The organism is Nonomuraea sp. CA-218870, from assembly GCF_050936535.1.
Taxonomy (GTDB): Bacteria; Actinomycetota; Actinomycetes; order Streptosporangiales; family Streptosporangiaceae; genus Nonomuraea; species Nonomuraea corallina.
Map to the genome: position 1 here is coordinate 3,462,690 of NZ_JBNJMN010000001.1, position 19,352 is coordinate 3,482,041.

Sequence of the window (19,352 nt, forward strand, 5' to 3'; positions counted from 1 at the left end):
ATCAGTGCTGGTTTGGTGCTCGCGGCAGTGATCCTGCTGATCGCGGGCTTCGTACTGGCGAAGCCGTTCCTGATCATGTGGTCCATCGTGGTCAGCGTGCTGTCCGCGCTGTTCCTCGTGATCGGAGCGCTGCTGCGGCGTCACGAGCTGTTCCCCGGCGGCGGGCAGGCCGCCGTGCCGGTGACCCCTCCTCCGGCAGGGCTCGTGCCTCCCGGCGTGCCGCCGTACCCCCGGACCGGTCCCATGGGGGCGCAGCCGTCGCCCCGTCCGCATCCCTACCAGCGGACGGCGACCATGCCGTCGCCCGCGCCCGGCGTCCGCATGCCGCACCGGCCCGCCGCCGGAGGTGTCTCCCCCGACGCGATCGTGCTGGTGATCCCCGGGCGCAAGCGGTACCACGTCCAGGGCTGCCGCCAACTGGCCGGGCGGGATCACGAGGAACTCACCCACGAAGAGGCACGCGAGGAAGGCTTCACGGCCTGCACCGCCTGCCTGCCCGACGCCGCGCTCGGCGGGCGGCAACTGCCTCCCGTCGACGACGCAGAGCCCGCCGTCCCCGCCGAGAACCTGGCTGAGCCCTCCGAGCCGACCCGTGACCTCCGGCCGCCGGTCGTCCAGCCGAAGCCCGCCGCCGGGGCTTCCACCCCCGGTCCGGAGCCTGCCGCCTCGCCCGCCGCCTCGCCTGCCGAAGCAGGCTGGTTCGGCCGCACCGCCGAGTCGGCGCCCGGCCGGGGCGAAGGCGCTTCGCCGCCCTCGGCCCAGGGCGAGCCGCCCACGCCGGATCAGGACGCGCCCGACCCCAGGACTTCCCGCCCCGCCCAGGACCGAGGCCGCCCGTCCGGGACCCGTCCGTCTGAGAGCCGCTTGTCTGAAGGGCGTCCGTCCGAGGGGCGTCCGTCCGAAGGCCGCTCGCCCGAGGGGCGCTCCCAGGAGCAGGGCAGGCGCCCGTACGCCTCGTCGACGGACGAGCCGGACCTCGACTCCGGCCCCGACACCCGCCCGCAGCCGCGCGTGACCGCCGACGGCACGCCGGTGCCGCAGCGCCCCGCCTCGCCGGAGCGCGACGGCGATCCTGGGGCGAGCGACCGCCCGGCTCCCCGGGCAGGCTCCGCCGCTGGTGAGCGAGCCGCTGAGGGAGAACGTCCCGGTACGGAGTCCTCCGGCGCGGGCGGTGCCTCACCCGCGAAGGGCGGCCGGACCACGCCCCGTGGAGACGATCCCGCGCCCGGAGCGCCCCCTGCGGCGGGCTCTTCGAGCGGAGACCAGGCAACAGCCCATGACCGCAAGGCCGGCGGTGCTTCCCCCGCGGCGGACACCGGGGAAGACCGGAGCGCGTCGCGCGAAGGCAAGCCAGGAGGCGGTTCCACACCCGCGTCGGCCCCCGGCACAGGCGGCACGTCGCGTGACGTCAAGTCCGGTGGCGGTTCCCCGTCCACGACGGCCTCTGGCCAAGGTGACGCCAAGACGGAGGATGACCCGTCCTCTGCGCCGGCTTCCGGCAAGGGTGACGCCCAGGCCGGCGGCGGGTCTTCACCAACGGCGGCTTCCTCTTCGGAGGAGCCTGAGGCGGAGACGACCGTCAGGACGCGTTCCCTCTTCGAGCCCGCCTCACCCGCCGGGGCGCGGCGGCCACCGTCGTCCGCCGAGGCGCGAGGACCGCTGCCGCAGGGCGCCGCTCCGCGAGACCCCCGTCCTTCCGGGAGCGGCAAGACCGGTCGTACGAGCGAGGCTGGTGACGGCTCGGACACCGACGCGGGAGACCGCGAGCCCGGCGAGACACCTGCCCGGACGAACGGCGGCACCACGGAGGCGCGACGGTCGGCCACGGTCAAGGTCATCGTCGGCACCCGCCGCTACCACAGCACCGCCTGCCCCCTGATCAAGGGCGCTGGAGACGCGGGTGTGGAGACCATGACCCGCCACCAGGCGGAGGCCGCGGGCCTGACCGCCTGCTCCGTCTGCCAGCACGACCGCGAGACCGTCAGCTGATCACCCGCAGGATCGCCCATGCCGGGTCTCCGGGTGTGAGTGCTTCGCCCTGCGCGATCGGGCTGTGGGCCGGTGGGGCGGAGGCGGCAGGATGGGGCGATGAGGATCACCAAGTACGGTCACTTCGACGCCGACCGGCTGCGGGGACGTCCGGACCTGCCTGTCTACACCTGCCCGGGGGTGGCGCGGCGGCTAGAGGACCTGGGGGACCGGGTGCGGGTGGTCGAGAACGGGGACGTGCTGGACGTGGCCGGGTTCCGGGTGACGGTCGTGGGGGAGAAGCACCATGTCAGTCACCCCGACGTGCCGCCGGTCGACAACGTGGGTTTCCTGGTCGACGGTGAGGTGTTCCATCCGGGCGACGCGCTGACGGTGGTGGAGGTGGCGACGCTGCTGGCGCCGGGGCAGGCGCCGTGGATGACGGTGCCCGATCTGATCCGCTACCTGCGGGCGGTGCGGCCGCGCCGCGCGTACGCGATCCATGACGGGCTGCTCAACCAGTGGGGGCTCAAGGTCCTCGACGGCGTGCTGGACAGCGAGGGGGAGCGGCTCGGCGCCGAGTTCCGGCGCCTGCCGGTGGGCGGCTCGGCCGAGGTGTGACCGGCTCGGCGGCAGGCCGGCGCCGTCCGGGAAAGTCCCAGCAGAACGTCCATACCGCCCGCCTGGGAAAGGTCCCCAGCGGGACGTCCAGGTCGCCCGCCCGGAAAGCCCAGCGGACGTCCAGGTCGCCCGCCCGGAAAGCCGGCGGACGTCCAGGGCGCGCGTTCGGGGGGATTCCAGCCGGCTGTCCGGAGCTGATCCGGGACGGGGCACGACCGGGTGCCCCGTCCCGGGTGATCCGGAACGGGGCACGACCGGGGCGGGGTCAGGCGCGGCGGAGCTGGAAGGTGAGGCCGAGGTCGGCGTCGGCGTGCTCGGGCAGGCCGGGCTCCTCGCCTTCCGTGACCGACGTCGCCAGCACCTCGTCGGCGACCGTCCGGCCGCCCGCGCGCAGCGCCTCGGCCAGGTCGGCGTTGGACGAGCGCCACCACAGGCCGATCCGGTCGGTGATCGACAGGCCGGTGGCCTTGCGGGCCTCCTGCACCAGGCGGATCACCTCGCGCAGCAGCCCGGCGCGGCGCAGCTCGTCGTCGAGCTCCAGGTCGAGCGCCACCGTCTCGCCGGTGCCGGTGTCGAAGGCGCCGGTCTCCACCGCCCAGCCGGAGCGCGGCTGCTCGGTGACGATGACCTCGTCCGGGCCGAGCGACACCTCGCCCAGCTCGCCCGCGGGCAGGGTCACGGCCGCGCCCGACCGGAGCGTGCGCGCCACCGACGCGGGGTCGGCCGCGCCGACCGCCGCCGCCACGAGCTTCGTCTGGGAGCCGAACCGCTTGCCCAGCGCCCGGAAGTTCGGCTTGACCGTGTACGAGACGAGATCGGCGCTGAAGCCCGACATGTCCTCCAGGGTCTGGACGTTCAGCTCGTCCGCGATCAGGTCGCGCAGCTCGCCCGGCAGCGCCGGCCACCCGTGCGCCCCCACCAGCGCGCGGCGCAGCGGCTGACGGGTCTTCACGCCGGAGGAGGCGCGGGCCGAGCGGCCCAGCTCCACCAGCCGCCGCACCAGCGCCATCCGCTCCGACAGCGCCGGGTCGAGCAGGTCCTCGCGCACCTGCGGCCAGGCGGTCAGGTGGACCGAGGACGGCTGCCCGTCGGCGCGCAGGACGTCCCACAGGTAGTCGGTGACGAACGGGGTGATCGGCGACATCAGCCGGGTCACCGTCTCCAGGCACTCGTACAGGGTGGCGAACGCCTCCCGCGACCCCTGCCAGAACCGGCGGCGCGAGCGGCGCACGTACCAGTTGGACAGGTCGTCGAGGAAGTCGGCCAGCCTGCGCCCGGCCCGCTGCGTGTCGTAGACGTCCAGCGCGGCCGTCACCTCGGCGACCGTGCGGTGCAGCTCGGCCAGCGCCCACCGGTCCAGCAGCGGCCGCTCGGCCGCGGGCGGCGCCGACGCGAGATCGGCCGCCGACCACCCCTCGGCGTTGGCGTACAGGGTGAAGAAGGAAGCGGTGTTCCAGTAGGTCAGCAGGACCTTGCGGACGATCTCCTCCAGCGCGCCGTGGCCCACCCGGCGGGCCGACCAGGGCGAGCCCGCGCAGGCCATGAACCAGCGCAGCGCGTCGGCGCCGTGCTGGTCCATCAGCGGCATCGGCTCCAGCACGTTGCCCAGGTGCTTGCTCATCTTGCGGCCGTCCTCGGCCAGGATCAGCCCGAGGCAGAGCACGTTCTCGTACGAGGACTGCCCGAACACGAGCGTGCCCACGGCCATCAGCGAGTAGAACCAGCCGCGCGTCTGGTCGGTCGCCTCACAGATGAACTGCGCCGGGTAGACGCCCTCGGGCTTGCCCGCCTCGCCCCACTGGGCGAACGGCATCGAGCCCGAGTCGTACCAGGCGTCGATCACGTCGGGCACCCGGCGCGCCTCGGCCGAGCACGTCGGGCACGGGAAGGCCACGTCGTCGACGAACGGCCGGTGCGGGTCGAGCGAGGACAGCTCCTGACCGGCCAGCCGGCCGAGCTCCGCCAGCGAGCCCACGCAGGTCACGTGGGACTCGTCGGCCGAGCAGACCCAGAGCGGCAGCGGCGTCCCCCAGTAGCGGGAGCGCGACAGCGACCAGTCGACGTTGTTGCGCAGCCACTCGCCGTAGCGGCCCCACTTGATCGTGTCGGGGAACCAGTTGGTCCTGGCGTTCTCCTCCAGCATCTGGTCCTTGACCGCGGTGGTGCGGATGTACCACGACGGCAGCGCGTAGTAGAGCAGCGGCGTGTGGCAGCGCCAGCAGTGGGGGTAGCTGTGGTCGAAGTGGCCGCCGCGGAACAGCAGCCCGCGCTCGCGCAGGTCGTCGGTGAGCCGCTCGTCGGCGTCCTTGAAGAACACCCCGCCCACCATCGGCACGTCGTCCAGGAAGCGCCCGTCGGGGCCGATCGGGTTGACCACCGGCATCGCGTACTTCTTGATCACGGCCATGTCGTCGGCGCCGAACGCGGGCGCCTGGTGGACCAGGCCGGTGCCGTCCTCGACGGTCACGTAGTCGCCGAGCACCACGTAGTGGGCGCCGGGGATGTCGACCAGCTCGAACGGGCGCTCGTAGGCGGTGTGCTCCAGCTCGCGGCCGGTCAGGCGGGCGACCTCGGTGACGTCGTCGCCGAGCACGGTGGTCAGCAGCGGCTCGGCCACCACCAGCACCTCGCCGCCCGCGGTGCGCGCGGCGACGTACGTCACGTCCGGGTGGACCGCCACGGCGGTGTTGGACACCAGCGTCCACGGCGTGGTCGTCCAGATGAGCAGCTTGGCGCCGAGCTCGGCCAGCGGCCCGGAGGTCACCGGCATGCGGACGAACACCGACGGGCTGGACACGGTCTCGTAGCCGCCCGGCTGGCCCAGCTCGTGGTCGGACAGGCCGGTGCCGCAGCGCGGGCAGTAGGGGGTGATCCGGAAGTCGCGGAACAGCAGCCCCTTGTCGAAGATGACCTTCAGCGACCACCAGACGGCCTCGATGTAGGCCGGGTCCATCGTCCGGTAGGCGGTCGACAGGTCGATCCAGTAGCCCATCCGCTCGGTGAGCTGCTCGAACGCGTCGACGTGCCGCAGCACGGACTCACGGCAGCGGGCGTTGAACTCGGCGATGCCGTAGGACTCGATGTCGCGCTTGCCGGAAAGACCCAGCTCCTTCTCCACGCCGACCTCGACGGGCAGGCCGTGGCAGTCCCAGCCGGCCTTGCGCGGCACGCTGTAGCCGCGCATCGACTTGTAGCGGGGGAAGATGTCCTTGAAGACGCGGGCCTCGACGTGATGGACCCCGGGCAGGCCGTTGGCGGTGGGCGGACCCTCGTAGAACACCCACGGCGGGTTGCCCTCGTTCTGCTGGACGGAACGCTCGAAGATCTTCCCGTCGCGCCAGCGGTCCAGGACCTCACGCTCAAGCGCGGGCAGGTCGACCTGCGCGGGAAGGGAGCGGAACGATGGCGAAGACATGTCGGGCGGGACCTCCACGCGTCCATTGAGACAGACAGGTTGCGTGAAGGGACGAAGCCGAGACCGGCCCCGCGGTACCACCCTTCTTGGCCTCGCGGCTGGCGAGACCCTCTTCGTTTCGATCTGCTGCCGGGTCTAGTGAGCTCGGTCGAGCCGTTCTTCCGGCGGCTCCGGGGTGATGCCCCTCACCAGGAGGGCCCCATCTACGCCTTGCAGGTTCACACCATAACGCAGAGCGGGCACTGAAGCTTCCATGTTTTACGGCGCCTGCCTCGGCAAGGGGGAGAAGCTCTGCAAGCGTCAAATTTGTGGGAATGGAGTCGCCTGCGCAGGAGTTGGAAGCGCGTGGCGGGATAGTACGGGAGGGGTAATCCATCCGGCGGGTCGTTCGCCGTTCCGTCATCCGGAACCTAAGCTGCCCGCACCATCCCACGGCCCTGATCAGCCCGAGATCGGCCTTGCCCAAGGAGCATGGAGGCAGCCATGGCGGCAGTCACGCAGACCGCGACCCCGTCGATGTGGTCGGAAGAAGAGCTGGCCGAGGTACGCGGCAATCTGAAGACCGAGATCGACGAGCTCAACGCCGACATCCTGCGCCACGAGAGCGAGATCGCCTCGGGTGACGTCACCCAGGGCGCCGGCGACGATACCGCGGACGCGGGCGCCAAGACGTATGAGCGGGAACGCGAGATCGCCCTTACCCTGAATGCACGCGACCTGGTCGCGCAGAACGAACGAGCGATCGCCAGGATCGACGCAGGGACCTATGGAGTGTGCGAATCGTGCCACAAGCCGATCGGCAAGGAACGCCTTCAGGCGTTCCCTCGGGCGACGCTGTGCGTGACGTGCAAGCAGAGGGAGGAGCGCCGGTAGCGGCGGGAGGGCGGCGGGGCCGCGTCCTCGCCGTCCTCGCCTCCCTCGCGGCCTTCATCTACGTGGCCGACCTCGTCACCAAGACCGTGGCGCTGGAGGCGCTGGAGGGTGAGCCGCCGCTGGTGGTGATCCCCGGCGTCCTCCAGTTCAGGTTGATCTTCAATTCCGGCGCCGCCTTCAGCATCGGCACCGGGATGACGTTCATCTTCACCCTGATCGCCGCCGGCGTGGTGGCCGCCATCATCAGGACGGCCCGCAACCTGGCCAGCATGCCGTGGGCGATCACACTGGGGCTGCTGCTGGGCGGCGCGCTGGGCAACCTCACCGACCGGCTGCTGCGCTACCCGTCCGGATTCGGCCGGCCGACCCAGCTGCAGGGGCACGTGGTCGACTTCGTCGAGGTGCTGCCGGGCAACTTCCCGGTCATCGACTATTTCCCGGTGTTCAACGTGGCCGACTCGGCCATCGTATGCGGCGGGGTGCTGGCGGTGATCCTGGCCTGGCGCGGTTACCAGATCGACGGAACGAGGGAGGGCAAGAGTGGCCGAGCAGCGTAGCCTGCCCGTGCCCGACGGGCTGGAGGGCGAGCGGCTGGACGCCGCGCTCTCCCGGCTGTTCGGATTCTCGCGCACCCGCGCGGCCGAGCTGATCGCCGCCGGCGAGGTGCTGCTCGACGGCGGCCGGCCGGCCAAGTCCGACCGGGTGCGGGCCGGGGCGTGGCTGGACGTGACGCTCCCGCCGCCGGTCACCACGCCGATGCCGGTCGCCGAGCCGGTGCCCGGCATGCGGGTGATCTACGAGGACGACGACATCCTCGTGGTCGACAAGCCGATCGGGGTGGCCGCCCACCCGACCGTCGGCTGGACCGGCCCCACCGTGATCGGCGGGCTGCTCGGCGCCGGCCACACGGTCGCCACCAGCGGCGCCGCCGAACGGCAGGGCATCGTGCACCGCCTCGACGCCAACACCACGGGCGCGATGGTCGTCGCCAAGAGCGAGCACGCCTACTCCCACCTCAAGCGCGCCTTCAAGGAACGCACCGTGGACAAGCGCTACCACGCGCTCGTGCAGGGCCATCCCGACCCGTTCAGGGGTACGGTCGACGCCCCCATCGACCGCCACCCGGCGGGCGACGGCAAGTTCGCGGTGGTCGCGGGCGGCAAGCCGTCCATCACCCACTACGACACGATCGAGGCGTTCCGGGCGGCGTCGCTGCTCGACATCAAGCTGGAGACCGGCCGCACCCACCAGATCCGGGTCCACATGTCCGCGCTGCGCCATCCGTGCGTGGGAGACCTGCTGTACGGCGCCGACCCGACGCTCGCCGCCCGGCTGGGCGTCACCCGGCAGTGGCTGCACGCCGTCTCGCTCGGCTTCGAGCACCCGGCGACGGGGGAGTGGGTGTCGTTCAGCACCGACTATCCCGAGGACCTGCAGAAGGCGCTCGACCTCGTACGCGCCGAGTCCTGACCGGGCCGTACCCGAGGCCTCGCGGCGGCCCTGAGGCGGCCGCCGTCACCTCCGGGCGGGCCCGCGCCGGTGGGCCTGGGCTCCGCCACCGCCGCCGTTGTTCGACGGCTCCACCTGGCCGGGCGCGTCCCGACTCGGCCGCCCGGTCGGCTTCCTGCCGGCCGGGCGCGTGGGTTCGGCCGAGGGGGTGTCCTTCTTCCTGGGCGTGCCGCGGTCGTCCCGTTCGGCGGGACGGCGGCCCTGAGGCGTCTCCCGGCCTCGCTGGACGGACTTGTACGTGGCGGGCGGCGTGCTGTCGCGGCGGACGCCGGACCGGGCGGGCGGATCGGCGGGATCGCCGCCCCGGCGCTCGGACCCCTTCTTGGCAGGCGGGTCCGACACCTTCGCGGTCTTCTCCGGGGTGTGCACCACGGCCGGAGGGCGGGCCGGCGGGCTCGTCGACTCGACGGGCCGGTGCGACCACCAGGCCGCGCCACCCGTCACCACGGCCGTGACCAGCGCGCCGACGCCCAGGGCGAGCAGCGGCTGCCTGCGCCTGGCGGAGGCGACCCGCACCGCCGCCGGGGCGACCACCGCCTCCGTCCCGCCGGAGCCGGTCACCTCCGGGAGCGGCACCGGCCCGGTCGGCTCAGGCCCGATGCCCCTGATGATCGCGGCCAGGCGCTGACCGGTCTCCTCCGCCGTCATCCGCTGGGCCGGGTTCTTCCTCAGCAGCCCCAGCAGCACCGGCGCCAGCACCCCCGCCCGGCTGAGCGGGGCGGGCTCGGCGTGCATGACCGCGCCGAGAGTGGCCAGCGCGTTCGCCCGGTGGAAGGGCGAATGCCCCTCGACCGCCACGTACAGGGTCACGCCCAGCGACCACAGGTCCGAGGCGGCCTCGGCGGCGCCGCCCGCCGCCCGTTCCGGCGCCATGAAGGCCGGGGTGCCGATCAGTATCCCGGTCCTGGTGACCGGGGCCTCGTCCTCGGTGGTGGCGATCCCGAAGTCGGTCAGCACCGCCCTGCCGTCCTCTGTCAGCAGCACGTTGTCCGGCTTGACGTCCCGGTGCAGCACCCCGGCCGCGTGCGCCGCGCGCAGCGCCTCCAGCAGCTGCAGCCCTATCCTCGCGGCCTCGACCGGCCGCATCGGCCCGTCGTCGCGGACCAGCTCGCCCAGCGTCCGTGACCGGACGAGCTGCATCACGATCCACGGGTGCCCGTGCTCCTCCACCACGTCGTACACGGTGGCCACGCCCGGGTGCGCGACCCGGCCGGCCGCGCGCGCCTCGCGGAAGGTCCGCACGGTGAACACGTCGCGTTCAGGTCCGGAGAGATCCGAGGGCGGCAGGACCTCCTTGACGGCCACGTCCCTGCCCAGGACCTCGTCATGCGCCTGCCAGACCGTGCCCATGCCGCCACGGCCGATCGTCCGCACCAGCCGGTAACGGCCCCCAACAATCCCCGCAGAATCGGACATGTGGGGCCGCCTACCCCAGAAAGGCGCGAGCAACCGCTGTCACGGCGGCGGCTGCCGCCAGGACGACCAGAAACGGGGCACGCAGCAGCAACGCGACGACGGCGGCGCCCAGACCGGCGGCGCGGGCCAGGTCGAACGCGAGCGCGCCGTCGTGCGTGAACATCTGCACCCCGATGAGCGCGGCCAGCAGAGCCACCGGCACGAGCTCGGCGAAACGGCTCACCACCGGGTGGTCGAGCACCCGGCGCGGCGCGGCCAGCCCGGACAGCTTGAGCGCGTAGCAGCCCAGGCACACCGCGGCGATCGCCCACCACAGCCCGGTCACCGCAGCATCACCACCAGCACCGCCACGGCCGCCAGCAGCACCGGCACGCCCGGCGGGAAGAACGGGGTGGCCGCCAGGGCGATCGCCATGCCGCCCGCCGCGAGCCAGCGCAGCTCGGCGCTGGCCTTCAGCCGCGGCCACAGGATCGCCAGGAACGTGGCCGGCCCCACCACGTCCAGGCCCAGCATCCCCGGGTCGCCCAGCGCGCTCGTGCCGATCGCCCCCAGCAGCGTGGTCAGGTTCCAGCCCACGTAGACCGCGGCGAACGTGGTGTAGAAGCCCGCCCTGGCCGCCGCGGGGTTCGGCTGGGCCAGGGCGACGGCGGTCGTCTCGTCGATCACCCCTTGGGCCGTGGCCAGCTTGCGCACGCCGCGCACCTGGAGCACGTCGGCCATGCGCAGCCCGTACAGCGTGTTCCTGGCGCCGAGCAGCAGCGCGCCCGAGGCGGCCGCGAGCAGGTCGCCGCCCGCGCCGACCGTGCCGGCGAACGCGAACTGCGAGGCCCCCGTGAACGCCAGCAGGCTCAGCACGCACGCCTGCGGCACGGTGAGCCCGGCCGTGACCGCCGCGGCGCCGAAGGCGACCCCGGACAGCCCGACGGCCAGACCCACACCCAGACCGTCCCGGATGGCGGCGGAACGGAGTGTCGTCTGTTCCATGAGATATGAGGATATGTGCAGGTCAGGGGAGTTTCTTGTACGTTCCTGCGGCCCGTCGGTAGGCGGCGGGCGGAACCCCGACCACCCTTTTGAAGTGCCGGTTCAGATGAGCCTGGTCGGTGAAGCCCACCTGGGCGGCCACGTCCGCGGGCCGCACGCCCGCGCGCAGCAGCCGCCGCGCCTGCCGCACCCGCACCGAGTTCAGGTAGGCGTGCGGCGGCAGCCCCGTCGCCGCCTTGAACGCCCGCAGCAGCGGGAACGGCCGGGCGTCCACCAGCCGCGCCAGGTCGTCCAGCGACGGCGGGTCCGTGAGCCGCTCGTGCAGCACCTCCATCGCCCGCCGCACCGCCCGCCGCCCCTCGGACGACAGCGCCGCCGCCGGGCGCGGCGCCGCGTACCGGGTCAGCAGCCGCGCGAACAGCGTGCGCATCAGCGTCGAGGCCGCCAGGTCGTCGCCGCGCTCCGTCGCCCGGTGCGCGCGCACCACCAGCGCCTCCACCTCCGGCTCCCGCACCACCGGCTCAGGAAAGTGCGGAGTGCCGTACGCCAGGCCCAGCTCGGCCGCCACCTCCCCGACCGCCGCCACCGACGGGTACAGCATCCGGTACGCCCACCCGTCCGCCAGGCCGGCCTGACCCGTGTGCACCGAGTCCGGGTTGACCAGCACCACCTCGCCGGCGCCCGCCCGGCGCAGCTCGCCGCGGTACTCGAACTCCTCGACGCCGTCCAGGACGACCCCGATCGCGTACCCCTCGTGCACGTGGCGGGAGAAGCGGTGGGTGACGTAGCGGGCCTTGAGCAGATCGACATCCGGCACGGCCGGATGCCGCCAGAAGCGGGCCCGCTCCTGCGGCCGACCGCTCACCGCGTCACCCGGAACGTCCGCGCGAACGTCTCGAAGAAGCGCCTGTCACGCTCCCAGCGGGCGCCCCTCGTCTCCCAGTACAGCGCGAACGGGCGGCCCCCGGCGGCGGTGAACCCGCGGTTGATCACATGGATCCGCCCGCCGTCGCGGGTGCGGGTGAACTCCCAGTCGGCTGCCGGGCGGCCCTGGTAGACGAGCGAGCGGATGGCGATCCGCTCGTAGCCGGGGAACTCGCCCCTGGCCAGGATCTCCCGCTCAAGCGCGCGCCAGTGGGCGGCCGGGGTCGGGTGGTCGCCCTCGGGGACGGTCCATTCGATGATCATCATGCCGGGGGTGCCGGGGCCGCTGAAGGTGACGCTGTCGCGCCGCGGGCTCTTCACGGCGCGCCAGCCGCGCGGCATGGCGACGGAGAACCGGCCGGCCGCGTTCCGGTGAACCCGCCAGCCGGCCGGCGTCACGGCCCGGTCCCCCTGTCCTGGGGTGGCGTCCCCGGAGCTTTCCGGCCCTGGGGTCCCATTCCCGGAGGTGCTTTCCGGGGTCACGTCCCCGGGTGTGCCTTCCGGCCTTGGGGTCCCGTCCCCCACGGTGCCTTCGGGGCCGGAGGACGGGTCTCCGGACGTGCCTCCCGGGTCCGGGGACCGGCTGCCCGGCGGCTCGCCGGTCGCGTTCCCGTCCGGCCCTTCGGCGGTCGCCGCGGGGCTCTCCGCCTGAGGCGTCCGCACTCCGGCCCCGAGGGCCGGCCCGTCACCCAGCCGGGGGACGATCAGAACGCCCCCGGCGCCGAGCAGCGCCACCGCGGCCACGGCCGCCACCACGACCCACCGCTTTCCCGCGGGCCGCCCGCCGGGAACCGTCCCGTACCGCCCGGACGCCTCGCCGCCGACCGCCCCTGGAGGGCCGTACGACGGAGAACCCCCACGCGGACCGGCATGGGATCCCGAACCTGCGTACGGACCGGATACAGCCGCGTGCGGTGCCGGGCCGGATGGTACGGCTGTGTGGGGTGCCGGGCCCGCGTGCGGGCTGGACGGTACCGCTCCGTGGGGTGCCGGGCCCGCGTGCGGACCGGATACGGCTGTGTGGGGTGCCGGGCCGGCGGGGCCGTACGGGGGGATCTCCCGGGAGCCTGGGTCGTGCGGGGTGGGGCCGGAGGCGGCGATGTGGAGGAGGCGGGCGGCCTGGCCGGCGGCAAGACGGTCCCCGGGGTCGCGCTGGAGCCAGCCCATGATGACCGGCGTCAGCGCCCCGGCCCGGCGGGGCGGCTCGACCGCGTCGCGGAGCACCGCCGCCACGGTCGCCGCCCACGAGTCGCGCCGGAACGGCGGCGAGCCTTCCACCGCCGCGTACAGGGTCGCCCCCAGCGACCACAGGTCGGACTCGGGCCTGGCCGGCTCGCCGTTCAGCCGTTCGGGCGGCATGTACGCGGGCGTGCCGACGAGGCTCCCCGTCGCCGTCAGCCCCGCCTCGGACTCCATCGTCGCGATGCCGAAGTCCGTCAGCACCACCCGCCCGTCGTCGGCGAGCAGCACGTTCTCCGGTTTGACGTCCCGGTGCAGCACCCCGGTGGCGTGCGCGGCGCGGAGCGCGTCGAGCATCCGCGCGCCGATCTCCGCCGCCCGCCGCACCGGGAGCGGCCCGTCCGCGCGGATGACCTCGGCCAGCGAACGCGAGCGGACGAGCTGCATGACGATCCACGGCCGCCCGTCCTCCTCGACCACGTCGTGGATGACCACCACCGACGGGTGGTCCAGGCGGCCGGCGGCCCTGGCCTCACGGATGGTCCGGCGGTTCAGCTCGGCCCGCTGCCGCTCGCCGACCCCGCTGTAGCGGACCTCCTTGATCGCGACCGTACGGTCGAGCAGCTCGTCGTAGGCGCGCCACACCACGCCCATGCCGCCCTCACCGAGCGGTTCGACGAGGCGGTAGCGGTCGCCGACCTGCCTGTCCACGCGGCGCCGCCTACTGGTCGGGTTCGAAGGTCGCGCAGAACGTCTCGAAGAAGTGGTAGTCCTTCTTCCAGCGGCTCGCCAGGTTGTGCCAGTAGATGGCGTAGCCGCGGCCGTTCTCGGTGATGAATCCCCGGTTGCGCACCCTGGTCTTTCCGGTGTTGGTGTTCCAGGTGAAGTCCCAGTCGGCGGCGGACTTCTGGTAGTCGACCGCCTTGATGTCGATCAGCTGGTAGCCGCCGAAGTTGTACCTGGCCGACTTCTCCTGCTGCTCCCAGTCCTTGACCGGGTCGTCGCCCGGCTTCCTGGCCCGGTCGACCGAGACGAACGCGTTGGAGCCCGCGCCGGGGCCGCGGAAGAAGACCTGTGAGCCCTCGCGCTTGTAGACGTCCCAGCCCTTGGGGAGCCCCATGGTGAAGTCGAGCTCCTTGTCCTTGTACAGCTTCCAGCCCTTGGGCAGGGCGTCGGACTCCTTCGTGGGCGTGGGGGAGGGCGAATCGGACGGGGACTCGCTGGCCGAGGGCGACGGGCTCGGCGACGTCTCGGCGCCGCCGGAGGTCGGCTCGGCCGTCGGCTCCGTGCTCTGCTCGGCGCTCGGCTGGGTGGTCGGCTCGCTCGTGGCGGTGCTGGCCGCGGTGCGGTCGTCGGTGGGCGAGCCGTCGGGCAGGGAGCGCAGCCCGAGGTAGCCGCCCACGCCGGCGACGAGGAGCACGGCGGTCACGGCCGCGATCACGGGCAGCGCCTGGCGCTTGTCGTCGGAGCTCGCATCCCTGGTGGACTCGCCGTCGGGCGATTCCGTAGGGGGGCGGGCGGTCGCGGGGGTGAACAGCGCGCCCGTCTCCGGCGGCGTGGACCTCCCGGACGGACCGGACGGACCGGACGACCCGAAAGACCCGGACGACCCCGACGGGGCGGGCGGCGTCTCGGGACGCGGCGCGGGCTCGGGCGCGGGCCGCGGGGCCTGACGCGGCGGGGGCACCTGCCTCAGGTCGGGGTCGGTGGGCATGTCGTCCTCGACCGGCGCGACCCGGGGCATCTTCGCGGTGCGCACGGCCGGCGTCTCGCTCGCCTCGGCGATCACCTGCCGCAGCAGCCGCTCCGCCTCCTCGTACGTCAGCCGCTGCACCGGCTCCTTCGCCAGCAGCCCGTCGATCACCGGCGCCAGCGGCCCGGCGTGCGCGGCGGGGTCGGGTTCGTCGGTGAGGACGGCGTGCATGGTGGCCAGCGCGTTGCCGCGGTCGTGCGGAGAGCGGCCCTCCACGGCCGTGTAGAGGGTCGCGCCTAGCGACCACAGATCGGACTCGCGCCGCGCGGGCAGCCCCTTGAGCCGCTCGGGCGCGATGAACGCGGGCGTGCCGGCCAGGCCGGTCACCGTCAGCTGCGTCTCGGTCTCCAGCGTGGCGATCCCGAAGTCGGTCAGCACCACACGGCCGTCGTCGGCCAGCAGCACGTTCTCCGGTTTGACGTCGCGGTGCAGCACGCCCGACTCGTGGGCGCGGTACAGCGCGTCGAGCACCGCCAGGCCGATCTCCGCCACCCGCTTCGGCGGCAGCGGCCCGTCCTTCTTGATCACTGCACCCAGGGAGCGTGAGGGGACGAGTTGCATGACGATCCAGGGCCGGCCGTCCTCTTCGATCACGTCGTGCACGACGATCACGTTCGGATGCTCGAACCTGGCCGCAGCCCTCGCCTCACGCATCGTCCGCCGGTTCAGCAACTGCACCTCGTCGCCCAGAGCGGCCGCGTATCTGACTTCCTTGACCGCGACGGTGCGGTCGAGGAGTTCGTCATGGGCTCGCCAGACGATGCCCATGCCACCCTTGCCGATGGGCTCCTGCAGCTGGTACCGACCGGCGATGCGGCGTCCGTCCCGCTTGCGATCCGACATCAACGGCCTCAAACCCTCCCTCTAGGCCAAGAAATACTCCCATAGCGACGGATCAACGGCGACTCGCCGCAAGGACAGTCCGCTATTCGAGAAGCTCGTCCCACTGGTTGGAGTGAAACGATGTAAAGTGTGAGCATGACGTGTCGCTACGCGTTTATCCAGCCGGCTCCGGGCGAGCCGGTCGTCAGCTAGCGACCACCTGGAGCCGGCCACCAAGGCAGAGACGCCTCGTCTCTGCCTTTCGTGTTTTCCTGCCGGCTCCCGGTGAGCCGGCCGAGTGGGGAGCCGAGATGTCATCGACCTTGGAACGCCATGTGGTCCCGCTGGGCGGTCACCTCCTGGGCGAAGGGCCCGCCGTGGTGATCAGTGACCGGGTCAGCCTGCGCGAGCCCGGCGCGGTCCTGCCCGCCGCCGTCACGCTCGCCGAGCCCGCGAGCGCCGACGACCTGCCCGCCATCGCCGCCCGTGCCCGGGGGGTGATCGTCGGCGGCGCGTGGACCAGGGACATCCCGCTGGTGCGCGCGGTGGCGGGGCTGGGACTGCCGGTGGTGGTGGAGCGCCGCCGCTCGGCCACCCTGGAGGAGTGGCTGGGCGTGGCCGACTACTGCGCGGCCGAGTCGGGCGCCCCGGTGATCCTCTGTGAGCACGCCGACCTGGGGCTGCTGCGGGAGGCGCGGGCGGTGTCCGGCCGCCCGGCGCTGGCCGACGTGAGCGCCGATCCCGGCCTGTCCGCGGCCGCCGTCGCCGCCGGCGCGGACGGCCTGATCGTGGCTCCGGCCGGCCGCGACCAGGCGGAGGAGGCCGTCACCCTCGTCGGCGCGCTGCTGCGCCCCGAGGCCCCGGCCACGCTGGCCGAGTGCCGCGAGGCCATCGACCGCGTGGACGCCGCCCTGGCCACCCTCCTGGAGCGCCGCGCGGCCCTGGCGGGCCGGGTCCAGCGGCTCAAGCCGGTCGGCGGCTTCGCGGGCCGCGACCCGGCCCGCGAGCGCGCCCTGGTGGCCCGCATGGCCGAACGCGCCCCCGTCCTGGGCGAGGCCGGGCTGGCGCCGGTGATGAACGCGGTCATCGAGGCGGGCCTGCGGCTGGCCGAGGAGAACGCCACGGGCTGAGCCCGGCCGGAGCGTCGCGTCCCAGGAGCGCACGGGTGCGGCCGGGCGTCGAGGATCAGCCCGCCACCAGCGGCACGTACGAGCCGCCGAGCGTGATCTCGGCGGCCTTCCCCGCCTCGATCAGCGCGATCCCTTCCCCGAGACTCCGCCGCCTTCGAGGGTGGATCACCGCCCGGCGGGCCGCCGCGACGGGGAACCGGCGAGCGTGATCGGCGATCGCCGGGGTTGATAGGATGCCGGGGAACGCCTGGCCTTCCCGGCGCGGAGTCATGTCCGCCGGGGAGGCTTTTTCATGCCCGGGAAACCTTTGAGAACGTGAGGCCCGCCATGACCACGCAGACGCACGCCGGCACCTGGCGGCTCGGCGACCTGACCGTCAACCGCATCGGACTCGGCGCGATGCGCCTGACCGGCAGCGCCCCCTTCGGCCGCGGCACGCCCGCCGACCGGGACCGGTCGATCGCCGTGCTGCGCCGCGCGGCCGACCTCGGCGTCAACCACATCGACACCGCCGCGTTCTACTTCTCGCCGACCCTGTCGGCCAACGAGCTGATCAACCGCGCCCTGTCCCCCTACCCGGACGACCTGGTCATCGCCACCAAGGTCTGGGCGGGCAGGGACCCGTCGGGCGAGTGGACGTGGGCCACGCCCCCGCAGCTGCGCGGCCAGGTCGAGGAGAACCTGCGCCAGCTGGGCCGCGACCACCTGGACGTGGTGAACCTGCGCATCCCCCGGAGCGCCGGGACGGCTTCCATCGCCGAGCACTTCGGGGCGCTGGCCGATCTGCGCGAGGCCGGGCTGGTCCGTCACCTGGGGCTGTCCAACGCCACGCCGGCGCACCTGGCCGAGGCGCGGGCCATCGCGCCGGTGGTCTGCGTGCAGAACCCCTACTCCGTCGGGGCGTCCTCCGGCGAGCAGGAGTTCCTGCGGGCCTGCGGCGAGCAGGGCATCGCGTACGTGCCGTTCTTCGCGATCGCCGGCGCCGGGCGCGAACGCGGCGCGGTCGCCGCCGAGGAGGAGTCCGTGCTGGCCGTGGCGCGCGCCCACGGCGCCACGCCCGCGCAGGTCCGGCTGGCCTGGACGCTCCGGCAGGGGCCGCACGTGCTGGCCATCCCCGGCACCGGCGACCCGGACCACCTGGCCGAGAACGTGGCCGCGGGGCGGCTGAGGCTCTCCGAGGCGGACCTGGCCCGGCTGGGCGGCGGCGCGGACGTCACTCCGCGGGATTGACCGCCGGGGAGCCCGCCTGGTCGGCCAGGGCCGCCAGGCGCCTCCTGCGCACGCCGAGCAGGAACCAGCCCGCGGCGATGGCGGCGACGACGATCGGCAGCAGGTAGAAGGCGACCCGCTGGTCCTCGTCGGCGAACGGCATCAGGCCCACCACCAGGGCGAGGAAGGCCAGGGTGAGCCAGTTGGTGTAGGGCGTGCCGGGCATCGGGAAGGCGGAGCGGTGCCCGGTGCGGCGCAGGCGGAGCTGGCAGTAGACCAGCGTGCCCCAGGTGGTGACCACGCCCAGGGAGGCGCACGCGGTGGCGATGTTGAACGCGCGTTCGGGGAGGAAGTAGAACAGGGCGACGCCGGCCAGGAACATCGACGCCGTGAAGAGGACGCCGCCGACCGGGATGCGGCGGCGGCTGAGCGCGGCGGTGAAGCCGGGGGCCTCGCCCTTGAGTCCCATCGACCGGACGATGCGGCCGGTGGCGTACAGGCCGGAGTTGCACGACGAGAGCGCCGCGGTGATCACGATGAGGTTCATGGCGTCGGCCGCCCACGGCACGCCCAGACCGGCGAACACGGTGACGAACGGGGACGTGCCGGCCTCGTACGAGGTCCACGGCAGAACCATCGCCAGCAGCAGCACCGAGCCCACGTAGAAGAGCGCGATCCGCCACACCACGCCGTTGACCGCCTTCGGCATCACCTTGTCCGGCCGGGCCGTCTCGCCCGCGGCGATGCCGACCAGCTCGATGGAGGCGTACGCGAACACCACCGACTGCAGGCTCATCAGCACCATCGGGAACCCGGTCGGGAAGAACCCGCCGTGGGAGACGAGGTTCGCCGGCGCGGCCTGCCCGACGGAGAACACCACCAGCGCCAGTCCGACCACCAGGAACGTGACGATGGCCAGCACCTTCAGCAGCGCGAACCAGAACTCCAGCTCGCCGAAGAGCTTCACCGACAGCATGTTCACCACCAGCACGAAGACCAGCGCGAGCAGCGCCGTCGCCCACTGCGGGAACCCCGGGGCCCAGTAGTGGACGTAGGCGGCGATCGCCGTCAGCTCGGCGATGCCGGTGAACGCCCAGTTGAGCCAGTACATCCAGCCGCTGGCGAAGGCGGCCCACGGCCCGATGAACTCGCCCGCGTACACCACGAAGGAGCCCGACGCCGGCCGGTAGAGCGCCAGCTCGCCCAGCGCCCGCATGACGAAGAACGCCGCCACGCCCGCCGCCGCGAACGACAGCACCAGCGCGGGACCCGCGGCGGCCAGCCGCCCACCGGCGCCGAGGAACAGGCCCACGCCGATCGCGCCGCCGATGGCGATCATCTGCACCTGGCGGTTCCCCAGCGCGGGCCGGTACCCCTCGTCCGACTCCATGTGCACGGTGTGTCTCCTTCGTGACGTTCCGTCACTGAGAAGATAACCGCGCCGGGCGCCGAAGAGACTCCGGCACGCCGCTGCCGTGCGACGCCCGGAGTGTCGGCGCGGACCACTAGAGTCGAACCGCACACCACACGTTCAGACCGGGAGGCGCCG

Annotated in this window: 16 protein-coding genes; 7 read left to right on the plus strand and 9 right to left on the minus strand. The window is 73.3% G+C overall.

Features of this window, described 5'->3' with window-relative positions; translation table 11 throughout:
* Nucleotides 1-12 precede the first annotated feature (12 nt).
* Both ACQEUU_RS16765 and ACQEUU_RS16770 read left to right on the plus strand, forming a co-directional pair.
* Complete coding sequence (locus ACQEUU_RS16765) at nucleotides 13-1,989, plus strand: hypothetical protein (protein ID WP_433066713.1); 1,977 nt, start codon at nucleotides 13-15, stop codon at nucleotides 1,987-1,989.
* 99 nt (nucleotides 1,990-2,088) lie between these two features.
* Entirely contained in the window at nucleotides 2,089-2,589 is a 501-nt protein-coding gene (locus ACQEUU_RS16770; RefSeq protein ID WP_433066716.1) for an MBL fold metallo-hydrolase, read from the plus strand.
* Between the two features lie 265 nt (nucleotides 2,590-2,854).
* Here ACQEUU_RS16770 and ileS read toward each other — a convergent pair whose 3' ends face one another.
* Nucleotides 2,855-6,004 carry an isoleucine--tRNA ligase gene (ileS, locus tag ACQEUU_RS16775; RefSeq protein ID WP_433066718.1) on the minus strand — a complete coding sequence of 1,050 codons (3,150 nt, stop codon included), beginning with the start codon at nucleotides 6,002-6,004 and terminating at the stop codon, nucleotides 2,855-2,857.
* A gap of 483 nt (nucleotides 6,005-6,487) precedes the next feature.
* On the opposite strand from ileS, the gene ACQEUU_RS16780 reads away from it, so the two are divergent.
* The 3 genes from ACQEUU_RS16780 to ACQEUU_RS16790 are packed head-to-tail and all read left to right on the plus strand — an operon-like array spanning nucleotide 6,488 to nucleotide 8,347.
* On the plus strand, nucleotides 6,488-6,877 hold the full coding sequence (locus ACQEUU_RS16780) for a TraR/DksA family transcriptional regulator (protein WP_433066721.1): 390 nt from the start codon (nucleotides 6,488-6,490) through the stop codon (nucleotides 6,875-6,877).
* The gene (locus ACQEUU_RS16785) at nucleotides 6,850-7,434 is read left to right on the plus strand and encodes a signal peptidase II (RefSeq protein ID WP_433066724.1); all 585 of its coding nucleotides are present in this window, start codon (nucleotides 6,850-6,852) and stop codon (nucleotides 7,432-7,434) included. Before ACQEUU_RS16780 ends, ACQEUU_RS16785 begins: the two co-directional genes overlap by 28 nt.
* The gene (locus ACQEUU_RS16790) at nucleotides 7,418-8,347 is read left to right on the plus strand and encodes an RluA family pseudouridine synthase (protein ID WP_433066727.1); all 930 of its coding nucleotides are present in this window, start codon (nucleotides 7,418-7,420) and stop codon (nucleotides 8,345-8,347) included. The genes ACQEUU_RS16785 and ACQEUU_RS16790 overlap by 17 nt, the downstream gene beginning before the upstream one ends.
* A gap of 45 nt (nucleotides 8,348-8,392) precedes the next feature.
* Here the strand turns inward: ACQEUU_RS16790 and ACQEUU_RS16795 are convergent, their stop codons facing one another.
* Genes ACQEUU_RS16795 through ACQEUU_RS16820 form a run of 6 tightly spaced genes read right to left on the minus strand, consistent with a single transcriptional unit; the run spans nucleotide 8,393 to nucleotide 15,485 of the window.
* Complete coding sequence (locus tag ACQEUU_RS16795) at nucleotides 8,393-9,802, minus strand: protein kinase domain-containing protein (RefSeq protein WP_433066730.1); 1,410 nt, start codon at nucleotides 9,800-9,802, stop codon at nucleotides 8,393-8,395.
* A 10-nt stretch (nucleotides 9,803-9,812) separates the two neighbouring features.
* On the minus strand, nucleotides 9,813-10,127 hold the full coding sequence (locus tag ACQEUU_RS16800) for an AzlD domain-containing protein (protein ID WP_433066733.1): 315 nt from the start codon (nucleotides 10,125-10,127) through the stop codon (nucleotides 9,813-9,815).
* Complete coding sequence (locus ACQEUU_RS16805; protein WP_433066736.1) at nucleotides 10,124-10,786, minus strand: AzlC family ABC transporter permease; 663 nt, start codon at nucleotides 10,784-10,786, stop codon at nucleotides 10,124-10,126. Before ACQEUU_RS16805 ends, ACQEUU_RS16800 begins: the two co-directional genes overlap by 4 nt.
* Nucleotides 10,787-10,808: 22 nt before the next feature.
* Entirely contained in the window at nucleotides 10,809-11,651 is an 843-nt protein-coding gene (locus ACQEUU_RS16810) for an AraC family ligand binding domain-containing protein (RefSeq protein ID WP_433066738.1), read from the minus strand.
* A complete protein-coding gene (locus ACQEUU_RS16815) occupies nucleotides 11,648-13,600 on the minus strand; it encodes a protein kinase domain-containing protein (protein ID WP_433066740.1) in 1,953 nt (650 codons plus the stop codon). The genes ACQEUU_RS16810 and ACQEUU_RS16815 overlap by 4 nt, the downstream gene beginning before the upstream one ends.
* 10 nt (nucleotides 13,601-13,610) lie before the next feature.
* Nucleotides 13,611-15,485, minus strand: coding sequence for a protein kinase domain-containing protein (locus ACQEUU_RS16820; RefSeq protein WP_433066742.1), 1,875 nt, complete (start codon nucleotides 15,483-15,485; stop codon nucleotides 13,611-13,613).
* Nucleotides 15,486-15,775: 290 nt separating this feature from the next.
* On the opposite strand from ACQEUU_RS16820, the gene ACQEUU_RS16825 reads away from it, so the two are divergent.
* Nucleotides 15,776-16,594, plus strand: coding sequence for a chorismate mutase (locus tag ACQEUU_RS16825; RefSeq protein ID WP_433066745.1), 819 nt, complete (start codon nucleotides 15,776-15,778; stop codon nucleotides 16,592-16,594).
* A 55-nt stretch (nucleotides 16,595-16,649) separates the two neighbouring features.
* Here the strand turns inward: ACQEUU_RS16825 and ACQEUU_RS16830 are convergent, their stop codons facing one another.
* Entirely contained in the window at nucleotides 16,650-16,865 is a 216-nt protein-coding gene (locus ACQEUU_RS16830; RefSeq protein WP_433066748.1) for a hypothetical protein, read from the minus strand.
* Nucleotides 16,866-16,921: 56 nt separating this feature from the next.
* On the opposite strand from ACQEUU_RS16830, the gene ACQEUU_RS16835 reads away from it, so the two are divergent.
* Nucleotides 16,922-17,824: an oxidoreductase gene (locus ACQEUU_RS16835; protein WP_433066751.1), complete on the plus strand. Its 903-nt coding sequence runs from the start codon at nucleotides 16,922-16,924 to the stop codon at nucleotides 17,822-17,824.
* On the opposite strand, the gene ACQEUU_RS16840 is transcribed toward ACQEUU_RS16835, so the two are convergent.
* On the minus strand, nucleotides 17,808-19,193 hold the full coding sequence (locus ACQEUU_RS16840; RefSeq protein WP_433071866.1) for an amino acid permease: 1,386 nt from the start codon (nucleotides 19,191-19,193) through the stop codon (nucleotides 17,808-17,810). The two genes, ACQEUU_RS16835 and ACQEUU_RS16840, sit on opposite strands and share 17 nt — an antisense overlap.
* Nucleotides 19,194-19,352: the final 159 nt, after the last annotated feature.

What these genes read in the sequence shown, in the direction of transcription:
- ACQEUU_RS16770 (WP_433066716.1), top strand. Translation starts at nt 2,089, where the DNA reads ATGAGGATCACCAAGTACGGTCACTTCGACGCCGACCGGCTGCGGGGA.
- ileS (WP_433066718.1), bottom strand. Translation starts at nt 6,004, where the DNA reads ATGTCTTCGCCATCGTTCCGCTCCCTTCCCGCGCAGGTCGACCTGCCC.
- ACQEUU_RS16780 (WP_433066721.1), top strand. Translation starts at nt 6,488, where the DNA reads ATGGCGGCAGTCACGCAGACCGCGACCCCGTCGATGTGGTCGGAAGAA.
- ACQEUU_RS16795 (WP_433066730.1), bottom strand. Translation starts at nt 9,802, where the DNA reads ATGTCCGATTCTGCGGGGATTGTTGGGGGCCGTTACCGGCTGGTGCGG.
- ACQEUU_RS16805 (WP_433066736.1), bottom strand. Translation starts at nt 10,786, where the DNA reads ATGGAACAGACGACACTCCGTTCCGCCGCCATCCGGGACGGTCTGGGT.
- ACQEUU_RS16820 (WP_433066742.1), bottom strand. Translation starts at nt 15,485, where the DNA reads ATGTCGGATCGCAAGCGGGACGGACGCCGCATCGCCGGTCGGTACCAG.
- ACQEUU_RS16825 (WP_433066745.1), top strand. Translation starts at nt 15,776, where the DNA reads ATGTCATCGACCTTGGAACGCCATGTGGTCCCGCTGGGCGGTCACCTC.
- ACQEUU_RS16830 (WP_433066748.1), bottom strand. Translation starts at nt 16,865, where the DNA reads ATGACTCCGCGCCGGGAAGGCCAGGCGTTCCCCGGCATCCTATCAACC.
- ACQEUU_RS16835 (WP_433066751.1), top strand. Translation starts at nt 16,922, where the DNA reads ATGACCACGCAGACGCACGCCGGCACCTGGCGGCTCGGCGACCTGACC.
- ACQEUU_RS16840 (WP_433071866.1), bottom strand. Translation starts at nt 19,193, where the DNA reads ATGGAGTCGGACGAGGGGTACCGGCCCGCGCTGGGGAACCGCCAGGTG.